The sequence below is a fragment of the Lacticaseibacillus huelsenbergensis genome (assembly GCF_029726355.1).
Classification (GTDB): Bacteria; Bacillota; Bacilli; order Lactobacillales; family Lactobacillaceae; genus Lacticaseibacillus; species Lacticaseibacillus casei.
This window is the reverse complement of the sequence record NZ_CP120687.1, coordinates 72303-88646: the sequence shown is the minus strand read 5'-3', so window position 1 is coordinate 88646 and position 16344 is coordinate 72303. Positions and strand designations below refer to the sequence as shown.

The 16344-nt window shown below is 47.3% G+C and carries 13 protein-coding genes and 1 pseudogene; 11 read left to right on the top strand and 3 right to left on the bottom strand.

The window, feature by feature from the left end; all coding sequences use genetic code 11:
* Window positions 1-176: 176 nt before the first annotated feature.
* Window positions 177-2006, bottom strand: a complete 1830-nt coding sequence (locus tag LHUE1_RS00435) for a monovalent cation:proton antiporter family protein (RefSeq protein WP_049172503.1) — start codon at window positions 2004-2006, stop codon at window positions 177-179.
* A gap of 71 nt (window positions 2007-2077) precedes the next feature.
* Between LHUE1_RS00435 and LHUE1_RS00430 the strand changes: the two genes are divergently transcribed.
* The 4 genes from LHUE1_RS00430 (at window position 2078) to LHUE1_RS00415 (ending at window position 6997) form a co-directional block, all read left to right on the top strand.
* Entirely contained in the window at window positions 2078-2275 is a 198-nt protein-coding gene (locus LHUE1_RS00430; protein WP_049172504.1) for a hypothetical protein, read from the top strand.
* 317 nt (window positions 2276-2592) lie between these two features.
* The gene (helD, locus tag LHUE1_RS00425; RefSeq protein ID WP_277848148.1) at window positions 2593-4884 is read left to right on the top strand and encodes an RNA polymerase recycling motor HelD; all 2292 of its coding nucleotides are present in this window, start codon (window positions 2593-2595) and stop codon (window positions 4882-4884) included.
* A gap of 5 nt (window positions 4885-4889) precedes the next feature.
* Entirely contained in the window at window positions 4890-5366 is a 477-nt protein-coding gene (locus LHUE1_RS00420) for an acyl-CoA thioesterase (RefSeq protein ID WP_277848147.1), read from the top strand.
* Window positions 5367-5587: 221 nt separating this feature from the next.
* The gene (locus LHUE1_RS00415) at window positions 5588-6997 is read left to right on the top strand and encodes a C69 family dipeptidase (RefSeq protein WP_277848146.1); all 1410 of its coding nucleotides are present in this window, start codon (window positions 5588-5590) and stop codon (window positions 6995-6997) included.
* Between the two features lie 80 nt (window positions 6998-7077).
* Here LHUE1_RS00415 and LHUE1_RS00410 read toward each other — a convergent pair whose 3' ends face one another.
* Window positions 7078-7413 (bottom strand): hypothetical protein, encoded by a 336-nt coding sequence (locus LHUE1_RS00410; RefSeq protein WP_049172510.1) that lies wholly within the window; start codon window positions 7411-7413, stop codon window positions 7078-7080.
* Between the two features lie 163 nt (window positions 7414-7576).
* On the opposite strand from LHUE1_RS00410, the gene coaA reads away from it, so the two are divergent.
* The 7 genes and pseudogenes from coaA (at window position 7577) to LHUE1_RS00365 (ending at window position 15111) form a co-directional block, all read left to right on the top strand.
* On the top strand, window positions 7577-8503 hold the full coding sequence (coaA, locus tag LHUE1_RS00405) for a type I pantothenate kinase (protein WP_277848145.1): 927 nt from the start codon (window positions 7577-7579) through the stop codon (window positions 8501-8503).
* 178 nt (window positions 8504-8681) lie between these two features.
* Complete coding sequence (gene guaA, locus LHUE1_RS00400; RefSeq protein WP_049172514.1) at window positions 8682-10235, top strand: glutamine-hydrolyzing GMP synthase; 1554 nt, start codon at window positions 8682-8684, stop codon at window positions 10233-10235.
* Window positions 10236-10298: 63 nt separating this feature from the next.
* Window positions 10299-10673 (top strand): hypothetical protein, encoded by a 375-nt coding sequence (locus tag LHUE1_RS00395; protein WP_241484831.1) that lies wholly within the window; start codon window positions 10299-10301, stop codon window positions 10671-10673.
* Complete coding sequence (locus tag LHUE1_RS00390) at window positions 10670-11992, top strand: RNA-directed DNA polymerase (RefSeq protein ID WP_241484832.1); 1323 nt, start codon at window positions 10670-10672, stop codon at window positions 11990-11992. Before LHUE1_RS00395 ends, LHUE1_RS00390 begins: the two co-directional genes overlap by 4 nt.
* A 158-nt stretch (window positions 11993-12150) precedes the next feature.
* Window positions 12151-13461 (top strand): annotated as a pseudogene (locus tag LHUE1_RS14340) (transposase).
* Between the two features lie 34 nt (window positions 13462-13495).
* Window positions 13496-14305: a hypothetical protein gene (locus tag LHUE1_RS00370; protein ID WP_049172515.1), complete on the top strand. Its 810-nt coding sequence runs from the start codon at window positions 13496-13498 to the stop codon at window positions 14303-14305.
* A 122-nt stretch (window positions 14306-14427) separates the two neighbouring features.
* On the top strand, window positions 14428-15111 hold the full coding sequence (locus LHUE1_RS00365; protein WP_049172517.1) for a Fic family protein: 684 nt from the start codon (window positions 14428-14430) through the stop codon (window positions 15109-15111).
* 320 nt (window positions 15112-15431) lie between these two features.
* Here the strand turns inward: LHUE1_RS00365 and LHUE1_RS00360 are convergent, their stop codons facing one another.
* A complete protein-coding gene (locus LHUE1_RS00360) occupies window positions 15432-16085 on the bottom strand; it encodes a DUF4767 domain-containing protein (RefSeq protein ID WP_049172519.1) in 654 nt (217 codons plus the stop codon).
* Between the last annotated feature and the right edge of the window lie 259 nt (window positions 16086-16344).

The window sequence follows — 16344 nt, the reverse complement described above, 5'->3', positions numbered from 1 at the left end:
GGGAAGATCGCCCGGCTAGTACAATCTCACCACTGAGCCCCAGCTGGCCTACGATTGCTCCGCTTTGGCACTGATATCCTAATAAGCCCAACGAATTGTCCTTAGAAACCAACAAACAAACTATATCTTGGACAATTTTATATTATGCCTGCGCACTACGACCCTACTTCAACCAGCTAATTAAGCTTTTCCACCTGCGTCCGAATGTTGCGGATCAAGTGTTTGTCGCCAGAGAAGATGAGGTGATCGCCCAGGTATAACTGGGTGTCGCCGTGCGGTGCGATGAACTTTTTGTTGCGGTAGATCTGGCTGACGGTGATGTCGTCGATGAATGGCAGGTTCTTGAGTTCGAGACCGGCAAAGCGCGAGTTGCGGATGGTCACTTCGTAAATTCCGGCGATCGTATCGTCTAGAATCTGCAGCGTTGACGGTGTTTCGATCAGGCTGCGGAGAAGGGCGATGTTGGCGTCAAGCGCATTGAAGACTTCGACACCTTCGTCCCGCAAGCGATCATAGCGATCAGTGGTAGCATCCTTGGCAGCAAACCGGGCAATGATACGCGGCACCTTTTGGGCGAGTGCCATTTTGGCAAGTGCGTAGTTGGTGTCTGCGTCGAAATCACCGAGCACGATGATGTCACAGTCAAAAGCGCCAGCCGCCTTCAGTGCATCTTCCTGATAATCGGCTAGAGAGATGGCGACTTCAGAATTATAGGTGCGGAAGTTTTCCGCCTTATCGGTAAACAGTTGGACGTCATATCGGTCCGAACTTAGATGTTGAGCAATTGGGACAGTCAACAGATTGCCGCCGATAAAAGTGACGCGCGTTTTTTTGAATGTTTCCGGCTCCGGTTTGAAAAGGCGATTGAACAGAATCGGACCACTGACACAGGCAATCACAGCCGCCAGCGTGAAGGCGCCCGATTGCTGTTCCGTCACAATGCCAAGGTTGCGGCCAACGGTTAACGTCGGGATCACCAACGTAATGGTAGCACTTGATAAGAAAGTACCGGCCAATGCATTTGATACCTTGAAACGGCGGCGCAATACCGGGTAGAGGCCAATTTTGGTGATAAAGAAGCCGACTAGAACTAAGGGAATCAATGAGAGGCTTTTAGGATCGGCAATTAAGGCCTTTAAATTCAGATTGGCGCCGGTGACGATGAAGAAAATCGGGATAAAGAACCCGTAGCCAATGGATGTCAGCTTATCTTGGGTTTCCTGTCGCGGTCCGAGCAGCTTCATCACCATCCCGGCAAGGAAAGCCCCCAAAATGGACTCAGCCCCGACTTGTGAAGCAATTGTGACTAAGGTGAAGACTAAGAAGAAGGCTAGGCGAATGTCTAATTGCGTGGTGCTTTTATCGATCGCTGCAAAAAAGCTGTAGACCCGTTTGAATCGCGCCAACAACACCAAAGCTGCCAGTAACAGTAACAGCAGCAGCCAAAGATTGCTGTCGCTACTGCCATTCACAGCGGAGTATATCGTCAAGCTAATAAGAGGAATCACTTCGCCTAAAGCTGCAATCAACAAAATCGTTTGGCCAAGCGGTTGGTGCAGCAGTTCTTTTTCTTTTAACGCCGCAATGACAACGCCGAGTGCGATCGTTGTAAAAAGGATGGTCGCAAAAATCGGATAGCTAAAGAAATGAATCAATTGCAGCAGGTAACTAAAGCCAAGGCTGAGCAGCACTACCGTCGCAAATCCCACTGCAGCAAGTATCACGGGATTGGCTGGCTGCGGTCCTTTTGTCGTCTTAGGCTGCGGCTTGAACAAGGAGAAATCGATTTCCATCCCGGATAGGAAAATCAGGATGGTGACCCCGAGTTCACTCAACGATTGCACGTTGCCGCCGGTGTGCACCCACCCCAAGAGGCTTTTGCCTAATACAATACCAACTAGAATCTCGGCTACCGCAGTCGGGATACTATTAATGTGAAAATGCGCCATGAACAGCGGGGTTACCAGGGCAGCTGTCAGGACAATTAAAAGTGAAATAGATTCCATAATGACCTCCGATCAGCGATAATGGATGAGTCAATCGTAACGAAAAGTATGAATAAATGAAAGGAATGCGTATGATACAAAATCAAAAGCCGCCACGTCAAGGAAAATCTTTCTTCAATCGTAGGGCCGTCATTGTTGGTACTTGCGTCTTAGTCGGTCTACTCATCAGCCTGCCGTTCAAACGCATTTTACTAGGCGTCGCCATCGGCCTGGCAGTGGGGTATGTACTCGAAGCGTGGACACCGTTGTTGCGGAGAAAGCTGAAATAGAGAAGAAACAATAAATCAAAAGTTGAAATGGTTTTTGGATGATAGAATCCGAGCGGGCGGAGCGGCGATGGGATCAGTGGTGAGATTGTACTAGCTGGGCGGTTTTCCCAGCGTAGTACAAGGCCGAACTTTGAGACTCAGCCGGTTTTGCTGAGGCTCAAAGTCGTGCCCACCACGTTCCATCCCAATCGCCGCGGAGCCAGCTCGGCGTATCGGGAGTCGCTCAGTTAAAGTAGTTATAGTCGCTTTTGCGGCGCAGGCTCATAAGTGATAAGATGTTATAACGATTATTTGATAACCGTTAAGGAGATGATGGCGTGGTCGAGATTGAGCAGGCTAAAGAGCAGCAACATTTAGATGGCATCATGAAGGAGCTCTCCAGTGCCGAGGTTCGTCTTTCAAAAGAGATGGCCAAGACCAAAACCGAAGAGAAAAGCATTAGCGACAACTTCTTCAATGATTTTTCCCTCAACTTCAGTAATGATGCGGAAACCATTGAAACCGCCGCTTCGATCCAACAACAGCAACGCGTGCTTGATGAGCGAACCAATGCATGGAAGCAAAGCGCCCAGCAACTTGCGACTGTAAAACGATTGGCGGGCAACCCGTACTTTGCCCGAATTGATTTTCAGGAAGGCCAGGAGAAGCCGGAAACGATTTACATCGGCCTCGGTTCGTTTACTAATGAGGCCGGCAAGTTTCTTATTTACGACTGGCGGGCGCCGATCAGTTCCATCTATTATGATGGCGGCTTAGGCAAAGTCACTTATCAAACGCCGGACGGGCCGCAGCAGGTCAACGTCTCTTTGAAACGGCAATTTGTGATCAAAAACGGGCGGATTCAGACCATGTTTGACACCACCGAGACCATCGGCGATCAAATGTTGCTGGAAGTCTTGGGCGAGAAGTCCGATACGCAGATGAAGACCATCGTCACAACCATTCAGCGCGAACAAAACCAGATTATCCGCGACACCAAAGCCGATTTGCTGTTTGTGCAAGGTGCTGCGGGTTCCGGTAAAACCAGCGCCGTTTTGCAGCGGGTTGCGTACCTGCTTTATCGCTACCGCGGCAATCTGACTAGCAGCCAGGTAATCATGTTCAGCCCGAACCAGCTTTTCTCCGACTACATCAGCAACGTTTTGCCGGAATTAGGCGAGCAGAACATGGTTCAGTTCACGTACTATCAATATGTCACGCGCCGGTTGCCGCACATTGACGTCCAAAATCTCTTTTCCCAGTTCGAGCAGCAACTGACGCCGGTGCAAAAGAAAATCGCCCGCGTCAAGGGTAGCCTGGATTTCTTCAACGCAGCCAAAACATATGCCACCAGCCTGGAACGTTCCGGCTTGCGTTTCCGCGATATTCGTTTCCGTGGCGAAGTGTTCTTTTCCCGCAAGCGTATCCGTGAGATTTTTTATAGTTACAACGAAAATTATCATATGGGCAATCGCCTGAACGCCACCAAAGAGCGGTTGATCAAAATGCTGAATCGGAAAATTGAATCCGAAACCAAAGCACAGTGGGTTCAAGAAGCGGTGCAGAATTTAAGCGACGAAACGATTCGCTCGATGCAACAAGATGGCCCGAAAGAATTTAAAAATAGCGATGATGAATATCGCTTCTTTGCCCGGCAGTTGGTGATGAAGGGCTTTGACGAGATTCAGCAGGATATTGTCCGGAATCGGTTCATTAACATTCGCGGCCAGTACGTCAGCTTTTTGCGGGAAGTGCCGGCGATTTATGATTTAGCGGCAGAAGGCATTTCTGAAGACGAATGGCAGGCGGAAGTCGATCATTTCATCGACGTGTTCAAGCAGCGGCAGTTGCCAATGGCCGATGCAACGCCGTACCTGCATCTTTACGACTTGATCACCGGCCGACATGGCGAGCGCGAGATGCGGTATGTGTTTGTCGATGAAATTCAGGATTATACGCCGTATCAGTTGGCTTACCTCAAGGACAGTTTCCCGCGGGCTAAGTTTACGTTGTTAGGCGATCTGAATCAGGCCATTTTCACCAAGGATGACTCACGGACGCTGATCAACGAAACCAGCAAGTTGTTTGATCCGGAGAAGACCCGGGTCGTGCAATTGACGCAAAGTTATCGGTCAACCAAGCAGGTGACAGACTTCACCAAAGCCATTTTGACCTCGGGGCAGAAAATCGTGGCCTTCAACCGCCAAGGACCGCTGCCTAAGTTGGTCGTGCGGCCTGATGAAGCAGCATTGATGACGGCACTTGGGGCACAGCTAAAAGTGAACAATGAAGCCAAGCAGACAACCGCGGTCATTGCCAAGACGCTCGAGGATGCCGAGGCGATTTACGACCAGATGAAAGCGGCGGGGATTAAGGTGACGCTCATCAAGTCCGAAAATCAGCGGTTAGCAGCCGGCGTGATTGTGGTACCGAGTTTCCTGGCTAAGGGACTTGAATTCGATGCCGTGGTCCTTTGGCAGGTCAACGCGGCGAACTACCACGAAGAAGACGAGCGGGAATTACTATATACGGTCGCGTCTCGGGCGATGCACCGGCTGACGATGCTTGCCAGCCCGGATGTCACACCGTTGTTGGATAAGGTTCCGGCAGATCTGTATGAGCGGGGGTAAAGTTGATGGTTAAAATGCGCGACACTTTGGCGGTTTCGAGTTATCGGGTCTTTCCCGGCATGTTAAATGCCCACAAGACACTGTTTGGCGGCCAGATTTTTACCTGGATCGATGATGTCAGTTCGATTGCGGCACAACGATTAGGCCGTCGCGGGTTGGCGACCGGCTCGCTTGACATGGTGCGGTTGAATGCACCGGTCACTTTAGGGGATGCGTTGATAATTAAGTGTATGGTCAGCGGCGTGGGTCACCGGTCCCTGGAAGTGTTTATTCATTTAATTGGCGAACATCTGGCGACCGGCGAACGGTTTCAGGTCGGTACGGCTTTTGCAACGTTCGTGGCGCGCCACAAAGAAGACGGCCCGCTGCCAGCGCTTGAAGCAGAATCGGATTTCGAAAAGCGGTTGTTAGCTGGTTACGATGAGCGGCGTGCGGATTATCGCAAGATTAATGCCAGTTTTGGTGAGGTGCCTTTGGATTAGTTTGACAGACGCCGTGCCAAACTCCTAATCCGCCTGAAAACAAATTTCTAATTAAAATATTAATCGCCTGTTCTGAGAGCAATCATCTCAAACAGGCGATTTTGTTTACCTAGGTTTCCTGCCAACTATTGGCAAACCCGTTTTTGCGCGGTAAAGTTAACTTTAAATCAAGCTTGTGGGCGTTGTGCAGGCGAGACTATTTTGAAAGAAGGACGATTATTTTGGCAAAACGTTATGTCGGCTCGTGTACCACGGTGTTAGTAGGTAAAAAGGCTTCGATTGACGGCTCGACGATTATTGCGCGTAACGAAGACGGCGAATCGCCGTTGCATCCGCAAAAGTTTGTCTATGTCAAACCTGAAGATCAGCCGCGTCAGTATCATTCCGTGCTTAGCAAGTTTTCGATTGACCTGCCTGCTGATCCATTGGGCTACACGTCCACGCCGGAAGCCGAAGATGGCCATGGTATTTGGGCCGCAGCCGGGATTAATAGCGACAATGTGGCGATGACGTCAACTGAGACGATCACGACCAACAGCCGGATTCTGGGCGTTGATCCGTTGGTACCGGCTGGAATTGGCGAAGAAGACATGCCGACCATCGTATTGCCGTACATTCATAGCGCACGCGAAGGCGTTCAACGCTTGGGCAGTCTCCTTCAGCAATATGGCACCTATGAAAGCAATGGCATCGCGTTTGCTGACAAAGATGAAGTCTGGTACTTCGAAAGCATCGGCGGTCATCACTGGGCAGCAATTCGGATTCCGGACGACGCCTACGTGATCGCTCCGAACCGCTTCAACATCACCGATTTTGATTTTACCAGCGATGACACGATGAGCAGCGCGGACTTGCGTGACTTGATCGAGACGTATCACCTCAATCCGGACACGGAAGGCTACAACCTGCGCCACATTTTCGGCTCAGCCACCATCAAAGACACCCGCTACAACAATCCGCGGGCATGGTACGGCCAAAAGTATTTCAATCCGGAATTTGATACCACCCCGATCGATCAGGACCTGCCGTTCATCTGCCGCACCTCCAAAAAGATCAGCATCGAGGACGTGAAGTTTGTCGAAAGCTCACATTACGAAAACACGCCTTACGATGTTTACGGCACGACCGGCACGCCGGCGCAGAAAAAGCTGTATCGGCCGATCGGTATTAACCGCAATCAGGAACTCCACATTTTGCAGATTCGCAATGACGTGCCAGCTGCAGTCGCCGGCATTCACTGGCTCGCATTTGGCCCCAACACATTCAATGCCGTTGTGCCGTTTTATGCCAACGTGAATGACACACCGGCGGCTTATCGCGACTCAGGGGATCATTTTGATGTTTCCAAAATGTACTGGCTGAGCAACCTGCTGGCAACGTTTGGCGATTACGACTTCTCTTTGTTCAAGGATCAGGAAGACGTCTTTGAACAAAAGACCGTTGCGGCTTGCCGCCATCTGCAACTGCAAACCGACAAGGCGGTTCAGGATGCCAAAAACATTCGCGAACATCTGACCACAGCGAACGAACAGATGGCTGACTTGGCCATGGCCAACAGCAACGAGCTACTGGGACAGATGGTCGCAGCTGCGGCACCGAAGATGAAGTTGCAGTTTACCTTGCACGATTAATGATTGGTAGCAAACAAAAAGCGCTCGGGTTCGGGCGCTTTTTGTTTGGAGATTGAATGATTAGCAAACTTGGAGATGTATCAAAGTTCTTGATAAGGCTTTTCTGCTTCGATTTTAGCGAGGCGCTGGCGTCGATAGTCCATAAAATCGATGACGGCACGGCCAGCCGGGATACTGCCTGATGCTAAGAGCAGCAATCCGCCAAACAGGGACACTGGATTAAGTGAATCCGTCAGTAATTGAAGCAAAAGCCAAATGCCAGCACCAGCAAAAAGTCCACTGACTGCAAGCGTTAGTAAAAAACGAAACCAGTTAAACTTAGTCGACGCTTCAAGGTTAAATTCAGGCCTAAAAATCGGTATGAAAATCGACTCGAGAACAACTTCTGGAATAAGCGACAAAAGAGATTCAAACATAGCAACCCTCCGATGGTGGTGAGCACACGATGGTAAGCGGCATGAACTAATTGCTCTCATTGTGCACAACCTTTTCCCGACTGTCAAGCAAAACCGATTGGCCGAAATAACCGGTCGTTTCTATGCTAAAATGAAAGCATTAAACGCAAGGACACGGTAAGTTATGCAATCCGAAATGAATTTTTATAAGTTTGATCGGGCAGAATGGTCCCAGTTTCACTCGCAAAATTTTACCAGCGTAACCGATGCCGAGCTGGCGCAGTTACGTTCATTGAATGATGAAATCAGTCTTGATGATGTCAAAACCATTTATTCACCACTGCGCCACCTGATTCACATTCGCTATGAGGATTACCAAGGCGACATGTTTACCTTGAGCCGCTTTTTGGGGATGCAGCGCAATCCGCACACGCCGTTTATCATCGGTATCGCCGGTTCGGTGGCAGTCGGCAAAAGCACGACCGCGCGCCTGCTGCAGTTGCTGCTGAGCCGAGCATATCCGGACAAGCGCGTCCAACAAATCACCACAGACGGTTTTCTCTACCCCAATGCCGAACTAGAACGACGCGGCATTTTGGATCGAAAAGGGTTCCCCGAAAGCTACGATATGCAGTTGCTAATTCACTTCATGAACAACGTCAAAAATGCTAGCGGCGTGGTGCGGGCCCCGAAGTACAGTCACCAGATATACGATATTGTGCCTAATGAGTACGAGGTCATCGACCGGCCAGATATTCTCATTGTGGAAGGTATCAATGTCTTGCAGCTGCCTAGCAAGCAACCGATTTATGTCAGTGATTACTTTGACTTTTCCATCTATGTCGACGCCGATCCAACCTTGATTGAACAGTGGTATCTGGAGCGCTTCGGCATTTTGCTGGACACGGCCTTCACGGATCCGAGCAATTATTACTATCAATATGCCATCGGGAATCGCAAGGACGCTTTTGACATGGCACGGAAGGTCTGGCGGGATGTCAACCTTAAGAATCTGAAGGAATACATCCTGCCCACTAAAAATCGGGCGGACATCATTTTGCATAAAACGACCGGCCACAAAATCGATCAGGTCGCATTACGAAAATGGTGACGGTGGGCGCATGCTTTTTTCAAAAATAGGGGACAACTTGCCAGACAATCTGGCACTAACTTGGCCAATCACGCGGCGGCTTCGCAATTTCTTAGATGAGAGGCTTCTCACTCACGATTGACCAGCTTATGAAAACTCTGTAAAATTAGTGCATTCAAACAAGGGAGTGTGGCGGACTGTGGCAAATGACCAGAACAAGGATTACGACAAGATCATCGTCCTCGATTATGGCAGTCAATATAATCAGTTAATCACCCGGCGAATCCGGGAATTTGGTATCTACTCTGAATTAAAGCCTCATACCATCACGGCGGCAGAAGTTAAAGAAATCGCGCCAAAAGGGATTATCTTCTCAGGCGGCCCCAACAGTGTGTATGACAAAGGCGCGCTTGGCGTTGACGAAGACATCTTTAAACTCGGCATCCCGATTCTGGGCGTCTGTTATGGCATGCAGCTGATGGCTCAGCGGCTCGGCGGGGATGTTGAGCCGGCCGATAACCGTGAATACGGCAAAGCCGACATTGAAGTGACTGACGATAGAGCCAAGTTATTCCGTGACCTGCCAAAAGATCAAACCGTCTGGATGAGCCACGGCGACTTGGTAACCCGTGTGCCAGATGGCTTCCGTAGCACGGCCACTAGCGTTAATTGCCCGATCAGCGCCATGGATGACGACGAACGCAAATTTTACGGTATCCAGTTCCACGCCGAAGTGCAAAACACCCAGTACGGCCACGAGATTCTGCATCATTTTGCCTTCGACGTCTGCCACGCCGAAGCCAACTGGAGCATGGACGATTTCATCACCAAGCAAATCGCCAAAATCCGGGCCGAAGTCGGCGACAAACGCGTTCTGCTCGGCCTCTCCGGCGGGGTTGATTCGTCAGTTGTTGGCGTTCTGCTGCACAAAGCAATCGGCAAGCAATTGACCAGCATTTTCGTGGATCACGGTCTACTTCGTAAAGGCGAAGCAGAACAGGTCATGGACAGCCTCAAAGGCAAGTTTGGCCTCAACATCATCAAAGTTGATGCCAAGGATCGTTTCCTCAATGATCTAAAAGGCGTCACCGATCCCGAAAAGAAACGCAAAATCATCGGCCGCGACTTTATCGAAGTCTTCAATGAAGAAGCTGCCAAACTCAACGGCATCGAATTCCTCGCCCAAGGCACGCTCTACACCGACGTCGTGGAATCCGGCACCGACACCGCTCAAACGATCAAGTCCCATCACAACGTCGGCGGCCTACCAAAAGACCTCAAGTTCAAACTCATCGAACCACTCAACAAACTCTTCAAAGATGAAGTCCGCGAACTCGGCGAAAAGCTTGGCATGCCACACGCACTAGTATGGCGCCAACCATTCCCAGGCCCGGGCCTCGGCATCCGCGTTATCGGCGAGGTTACTGAAGATAAGCTGGAAATCGTCCGCGATTCCGATTATATCTTGCGGGAAGAAATTGCTAAGCACGGCTTGGATAAGGATATTTGGCAATACTTCACGGTGTTGCCAGGTTTCCGTTCCGTCGGCGTCATGGGCGACGGCCGAACCTACGACTACACCATCGGCATCCGCGCCATCACCTCCATCGACGGGATGACCGCCGACTTCGCCCGAATCGATTGGGATGTATTACAGGAGATCTCAAGTCGGATTGTCAATGAGGTGAAGCACGTTAATCGAGTTGTGTATGATATTACGTCTAAGCCGCCGGCAACGATTGAGTGGGAGTAAAAACAAGTAAAGTGGAACCGAAATGCTGGTTTAACAGTTTTTCGGAAAATATGATGGATATGATTGGCAGGGAATGTGTTGCATTCCCTGCCAAAATTCCCGCCAAGGTTGGGCCGATTGAAGGTTGAGCTGGCGGGGATTTTTTTAACAAATTTTATGATTTTAATTCGTGGTAAAATAAATGAAAACGAATTGATGGCGGTGATGACTAAGATGTCCTCTGAAAGAAAAAGTGTACTTGAAATGACGGCTGCAGAAGCACGTGCTTTTTTCCTTAAATCAAGCAGCTATGTAAATATAGTATTGCCTGAATACTTTGACTTTCAGCCGGTGCTTGACTTTGCTTTTTCAAAAGTTTCAGGCAGCAGGCTGAAATCAATGATTGATCTCCAGATTCTTAAAACGTCTGAAAACGCTATAACTACTCCATTATATTGAACAAGGATGCAGGATACGATTGGCGAGAAGTTAAAATTGTACATCCATTCTTATATGCTGATTTAGTTGAACAAATAACGGAGGAGGAGCACTGGAAGGAATTACTTGCCAGATTTGATCTGTTCGAATCGAACCCTAAAATCAAATGTATCAGTCTACCAGTTAAATCAACTGGGAAAAAAGGCGATACCGCAGAGACTATTTTGAATTGGTGGGAAGAGTTAGAACAGACTTCAATTGTAAAGTCACTTGAGTACACGTATTGCATCAGAACGGACATTACAAACTGTTATGGGTCGATTTACACACATACGATTGATTGGGCTATACGGGGGAAAGACGTTGCAAAGAAAGCAACTACAAAACGCAAAGACAGGTCGTTTGCACATATGCTGGATTGGACAGTGGAAAAGCTTCAATGTAATCAGACAAATGGAATTCCACAAGGCGGAGAACTTTTTAATTTCATTGCTGAGATAGTTCTAGGGTATTCTGACCTTCTTCTGTCGGAAGAATTGAAAGATATCAACGACTTGGATTGGCTAGTAGTTAGATATCGTGATGATTACAGAATATTCTCAAACAGCAAGGAAGTTGCTGAAAAAATTGTAAAAACAATTGCTGATATACTTTCTGGTCTGAATATGCATTTTAATATTAAGAAGACAGGATTGGTCACAGATATCATAGAATCGGCTATTAAACCTGATAAGGTCTACTGGAATTCAAGAGTGCCAATCATAATGCCAAAAGTTTGGGATGGGAAGTATTGCCGAATTAATTATCAGTTGACATTACAAAAACATTTGTTGGAAATTCTCTGGTTATCTAAGAAATTTCCAAATTCAGGGAGCGTCAGTAAAGCGTTAACATCGTTTGCCAAAAGATTAGACCAGCAAAAATCTATTGATAAGTCTATTATGCCACTGGTAAGTATTATAGCAGAAATAATAAGCAAAAACCCGAAATCTATTGCATCTGGAGTAGGGGTGCTAAGTAAATTACTCTTAAAAGGGCACACAGAACTCAGTAAATCTGCTGATATAGTATCTAAAATAACAAAAAAGCTTGAAAATACTCCAAATCTAGAGTATTTGGATGTATGGTTGCAACGACTGTCTTTACTTTCAGGCTCAGAACCAACGCTTTCGGGAAAAATGTGTAATGCCGTAAGAGACCATGACTATTCGATATGGGATTCATCATTTATTCGAACTAAGGTGAATTTACCATCAATTATTGATGAAACGAAGATCCAGGCGCTTAAGCCAGAAATTTCTACTGAAATATTTGATGTTTTCAGCGATTATGATGCATAAACTAGCTAAAAAGTGGCTGTTGAATAATTCTAGAATGCTTGTTACTAAAGACTTTTCGCCGTTATCATGGTAAAATAAATACAGGTGGAAATGTCTGGAAACCGCATAACGCCGGGAAGGATGCTTGCAGTTTAGCCAACAATGATAGGAGAAGTCACATGGTTTATCGCAAAAAGACCGTTCAACACTTCATTTGAATCGCTGTGAGCGGCACTAGGAACGCCTCTCAGCCCCAATAACCGCTGGGTCCTTTTGGCGGAAACCATTCCGTGGGCTGAACTGGAAGAGGTGTACCAGTCGCTCTTCCCTTCTAAATTGGGTCGCGCGGCTAAACCATTTCGGCTTTTATACGGTGCGCAATTGATCAAACAAAAGAGCGGTTGGTCAGATGTGCAACTGGTTGAAGTGATTCGTGATATGCCGGCACTCCAGGACTTTGTCGGGATTGATACTTACCAAGCCAAGCGGCCGTTCGAACCGTCTACGTTAGCCAAGTTCCGCAAGCGGATCGCGCCCGGAGCTGTTTCGGCAAATCTCAACGGATTATATTCGGGAACGGCTGGTTGCCCACGGTGTTGATGTCAGTGAGTTAATCATTGATGCGACCGCAGTTCCGGTTAACATCAAGTTTCCTCAGGACACCCACTTGCTCAATCAAATCCGCCTCAATCTTGAAGCCCTGATCGACGATATGCGGAAACAGTTGAAAGTCGCGCCACCATGCACCTACAAGCGGATTTCGCAGAAAGAATGGAACAACTACTCGCGTCATCTCAAGCAGCAGCGCAAGCATCGCCGGACCATCATCCAGCACCAACCACGGTACGTCAAACGCGATCTGCGCCATGTCGAGGAACTCCGCGCACAAGGCGGTAAGTTGACCGATTGGCAAGCAGAGCGCCTCGAAACGATTCAAAAAGTTTACGCCCAACAACGCTACATGTTTGAAAACCAGACCCACCGTGTCGAAGACCGAATTATCAGTCTCAACCAGACATTTATTCGGCCGATTAAACGAGGAAAGCCAAGACTTAGAAGCCGCCATTGACCATCACTGGGATATCTACGGCACCTTCCCGGAACGCGTCTTGGTGGACAAAATCTATCGCACGATGGCTAATCGCGCTTATTGCAAGGAACGCGATATTGAAATGCCAGGGTCGAAGCCGGGGCGTCCGCCGAAACACCTTGATCCCGCCAAAAAGAAAGCCATGATTGAAGCTGAGAATCGCTGCGGCGCCATCGAGCGGCGTATCTCGCATTTGAAGTTTCAAGACGGGCTTAGTTTGGTGAGGGCAAAACGCATTGAAAGCATTGCCGTTACCATCGATTTTGCCCTAGTCGACGCCAATCTTGATCTCTTGTTGGATCTTCTTGGCGACCCATTTTTAATTTGCGTGCGTGATGGACGCCAAACAATCAATGTTTTGTACCAAATGATGGGATCTGAGGCAAAATTGGCAGGCTAGTTCATCAGCCACTAAGTAAGGAGAGAAAATAAACGTGAGCACACTAATATCGCTAATAAACAGCATGGCAGATAGTAAAATGGTTAAACAGATTCCCAAAAGAATTCATATTCCCGTCATTTATGCTTGGTTTTTAATTTTACTTGTCATATCAACTCAAACATCGTTTTTGAACTCATTGAAGATTCAGAAATATTTCCCAAAGAATATCTGCAATGCATTCATTAGTTTAATAGATTCTTTCTATCAAATATGTGGTAATCCATGGGTGTTCTTTTCCTTCTTTGTCTTTTCTCTCGGTTTAATAAATTTTGCTAGCAGTAAGTGGGCATACGAATTAAAGTCAACTGAGACAGCGTATGGAGAATGGCGAGCCTACAGTGCTATTGCTGCAATTAAAAGATTAACTCGTTTTGTTATATGGATTGCCGGATCATTGTGGATCATAAAGTTTAGTATTAAATTACTTATGCAATCCGAAACGAGTGTAGGAGCATTTGCCTTCAACAATTTTCTTACAGGTGACACATTTTTCTTTTGGGGGAATGTTTGTGTTTTGGCCTGGTATTGTTTGCGTGCGCTTTTTCTTTCTGAAGGGACAAACACTTTCCGATATAACACTTCAGAGGAACTAGAAGCTAACTTTATTAGTATAAATCATAAATCCGTCAGCAGTGTAAACTTCTTTTTGGCAAAAGGAAAATTTTCACATTCAAAAGACTTTTACTTGTTTGAAGAAATTAAGAATAGTTCCTCCAAACGTCAAACTGTTACTCGTAAGTATAAGATTATTGATAGCGACAAGAACTTTTCAGTTATCAGATATCACTTTGACCATCTTTAAGATTTAATTTAGATGAATAAGTAGTATCTGGTGAAAAACTGCAAGGATGCCGTAATCATCGACTGCCGGTGATATGCGGTATAATTCAACTATGTTCAAGAAAATTCTTTGGGAGTGTACCAATGATCCGGGACAAATTTCAAATCGCGCCAGACCAAAATAGACGATTTGCCAGAGCTAACTTTGTTAAGCTTGTGCACACTGACGCTCGATTTGAAGGCGTCACCACCACGCTGTCCCAAACGCAGACGATCATGGACGGATTGGGTGTCAATGGTGTGCCAATTGATGACATCAACGTGATTGTGCAACTCAAACGGGGGTGGCAATATATCACCACGGACGATCACCCGCTCACGCTTGAGGTGGAACGCCATATCAACAAAATCGTCGCGTTACATGACTCACTGGATCCCGGTCATTTTCGCACAGGTAATAGCACGGTCCAAATCAGTAGCAAAGAAGACTTTGTGCCACCGGATGTTGACGTTGCCGCTGAAGAAAAGTGGTTGGCGGACTTGCTCAATGATGCCGCCATGAGTGACACTGAGCGGGCGTTAAGATTGCTTTATCACAACATGCGTGGGCAACTTTTCTGGGATGGAAACAAGCGCACCGCTATGCTAACGGTTAATAAGTTGATGATTGACCATGGCGTAGGACTAATCAACGTACCGCTTGATAAGTGGCCGGACTGGAATAATCTCATCAGCCAATATTATCGCAGCGGGGACATGGCCGAAATATTGGCTTGGACCTATACGAATGGCATCCAAGGAGTCAATCTGTCAATCACCACTGACTAAAGTCAGTGGCTTGTGAGCAAAATTGCCTTTGCACTTGGCAAGAAACTCAAAGTTGAATTCACTTAAGGCATAGAGATGTCCCACTGTTTGTGAGCGTCATTTTTCGGAACTCTCGAGACTGGCTCTTTTGTTTAAATGCGAGAAAAATTAATGAAATGACACAAAAAGAGGAATCGTTGCGGATCCTCTTTTGCGTTCTCTTAAAAATTTTTACAAGTGTTTGTTTGATTTAAGAAAAAGCAGGGCAGATTTAGGAGACCGGGCAACAAGTTCTCCGAGCCATTTGTACATTAATGGTCCAAAACGAAACGTGTACGGCTTTAATCACCCTTTACAATCTTAGCAAAACCCTCACGCAACGCCTCATTCCGCGTTTCACCAAAGTATATCCAGTTATTCTCGTTTCCTTGATTTTGCCCGGTAACAAGTACCTCAGGCTGGCCATTGTGCAACGTAAATAGGTAGACGTATTTACCGCCGTAACGTGCATGCGCTGCGTTTGAATAGATGGCGACAATGGTATATTCGGCATTACTTTGGCCGTTTGCGCTTAGTGCCCAAGTGACGGCTTTGTCGCCGACTGCCATCGCCATCTTACCGTTTGTGCCATCTGGTTGGGATAATTCGTCAGGAATTTTCAGACCGTACATATCAGCACTATTTCCCTGCCAGTAACTTTCGTATTGCTGGCCCATTGTCTTTTCCCACTCGCTTATGAACGCGGCAAGTTGCTGACCCTTGGCGCTTGACCACACGGGTTGTTCGCTGCTTGAGCTGACACTCTGACTGGACTTTGCTGCTTTTTGACTTGATGCAGATGGTTGCTTCGATGCCGATGAAGCGGAAGCCTTGCTGCTGGAGACCTGTGTCTTGCTCGGTGTGCTTGTCTTTTGGCTTGTCTTTTGCTGACTGCCACACCCTGATAAGCCCAATGCGAAAAGGAGCGTGGCAACGCCGATCATTGATTTTTTCATGATATTCCTCCAAAGTTATTACCCTTATAGATCATTATACAGGATCGAGGTTCCGCCATTTATGATTAAAAAAATAATCAAAAAATTGCGGTAACTCTTTTTGCATGGTACATTAATTCTTGTTTCCATTGTGGACAATTGATTATAAAAATGGCTGATATTTGCTGTTTAGGCTGATAGTTCGCTTCCTGTCACTTTTGGATGAAGAGGGATGCTTTTCAATTCACCACAATTGGCAACAAATGCTTCACAAGTCCTG

Bases quoted from the DNA above. Each gene is read 5' to 3' on its own strand.
- LHUE1_RS00420 (WP_277848147.1), top strand. From the start codon at position 4,890: ATGGTTAAAATGCGCGACACTTTGGCGGTTTCGAGTTATCGGGTCTTT.
- LHUE1_RS00360 (WP_049172519.1), bottom strand. From the start codon at position 16,085: ATGAAAAAATCAATGATCGGCGTTGCCACGCTCCTTTTCGCATTGGGC.
- LHUE1_RS00410 (WP_049172510.1), bottom strand. From the start codon at position 7,413: ATGTTTGAATCTCTTTTGTCGCTTATTCCAGAAGTTGTTCTCGAGTCG.
- LHUE1_RS00365 (WP_049172517.1), top strand. From the start codon at position 14,428: ATGATCCGGGACAAATTTCAAATCGCGCCAGACCAAAATAGACGATTT.
- coaA (WP_277848145.1), top strand. From the start codon at position 7,577: ATGCAATCCGAAATGAATTTTTATAAGTTTGATCGGGCAGAATGGTCC.
- LHUE1_RS00430 (WP_049172504.1), top strand. From the start codon at position 2,078: ATGATACAAAATCAAAAGCCGCCACGTCAAGGAAAATCTTTCTTCAAT.
- LHUE1_RS00435 (WP_049172503.1), bottom strand. From the start codon at position 2,006: ATGGAATCTATTTCACTTTTAATTGTCCTGACAGCTGCCCTGGTAACC.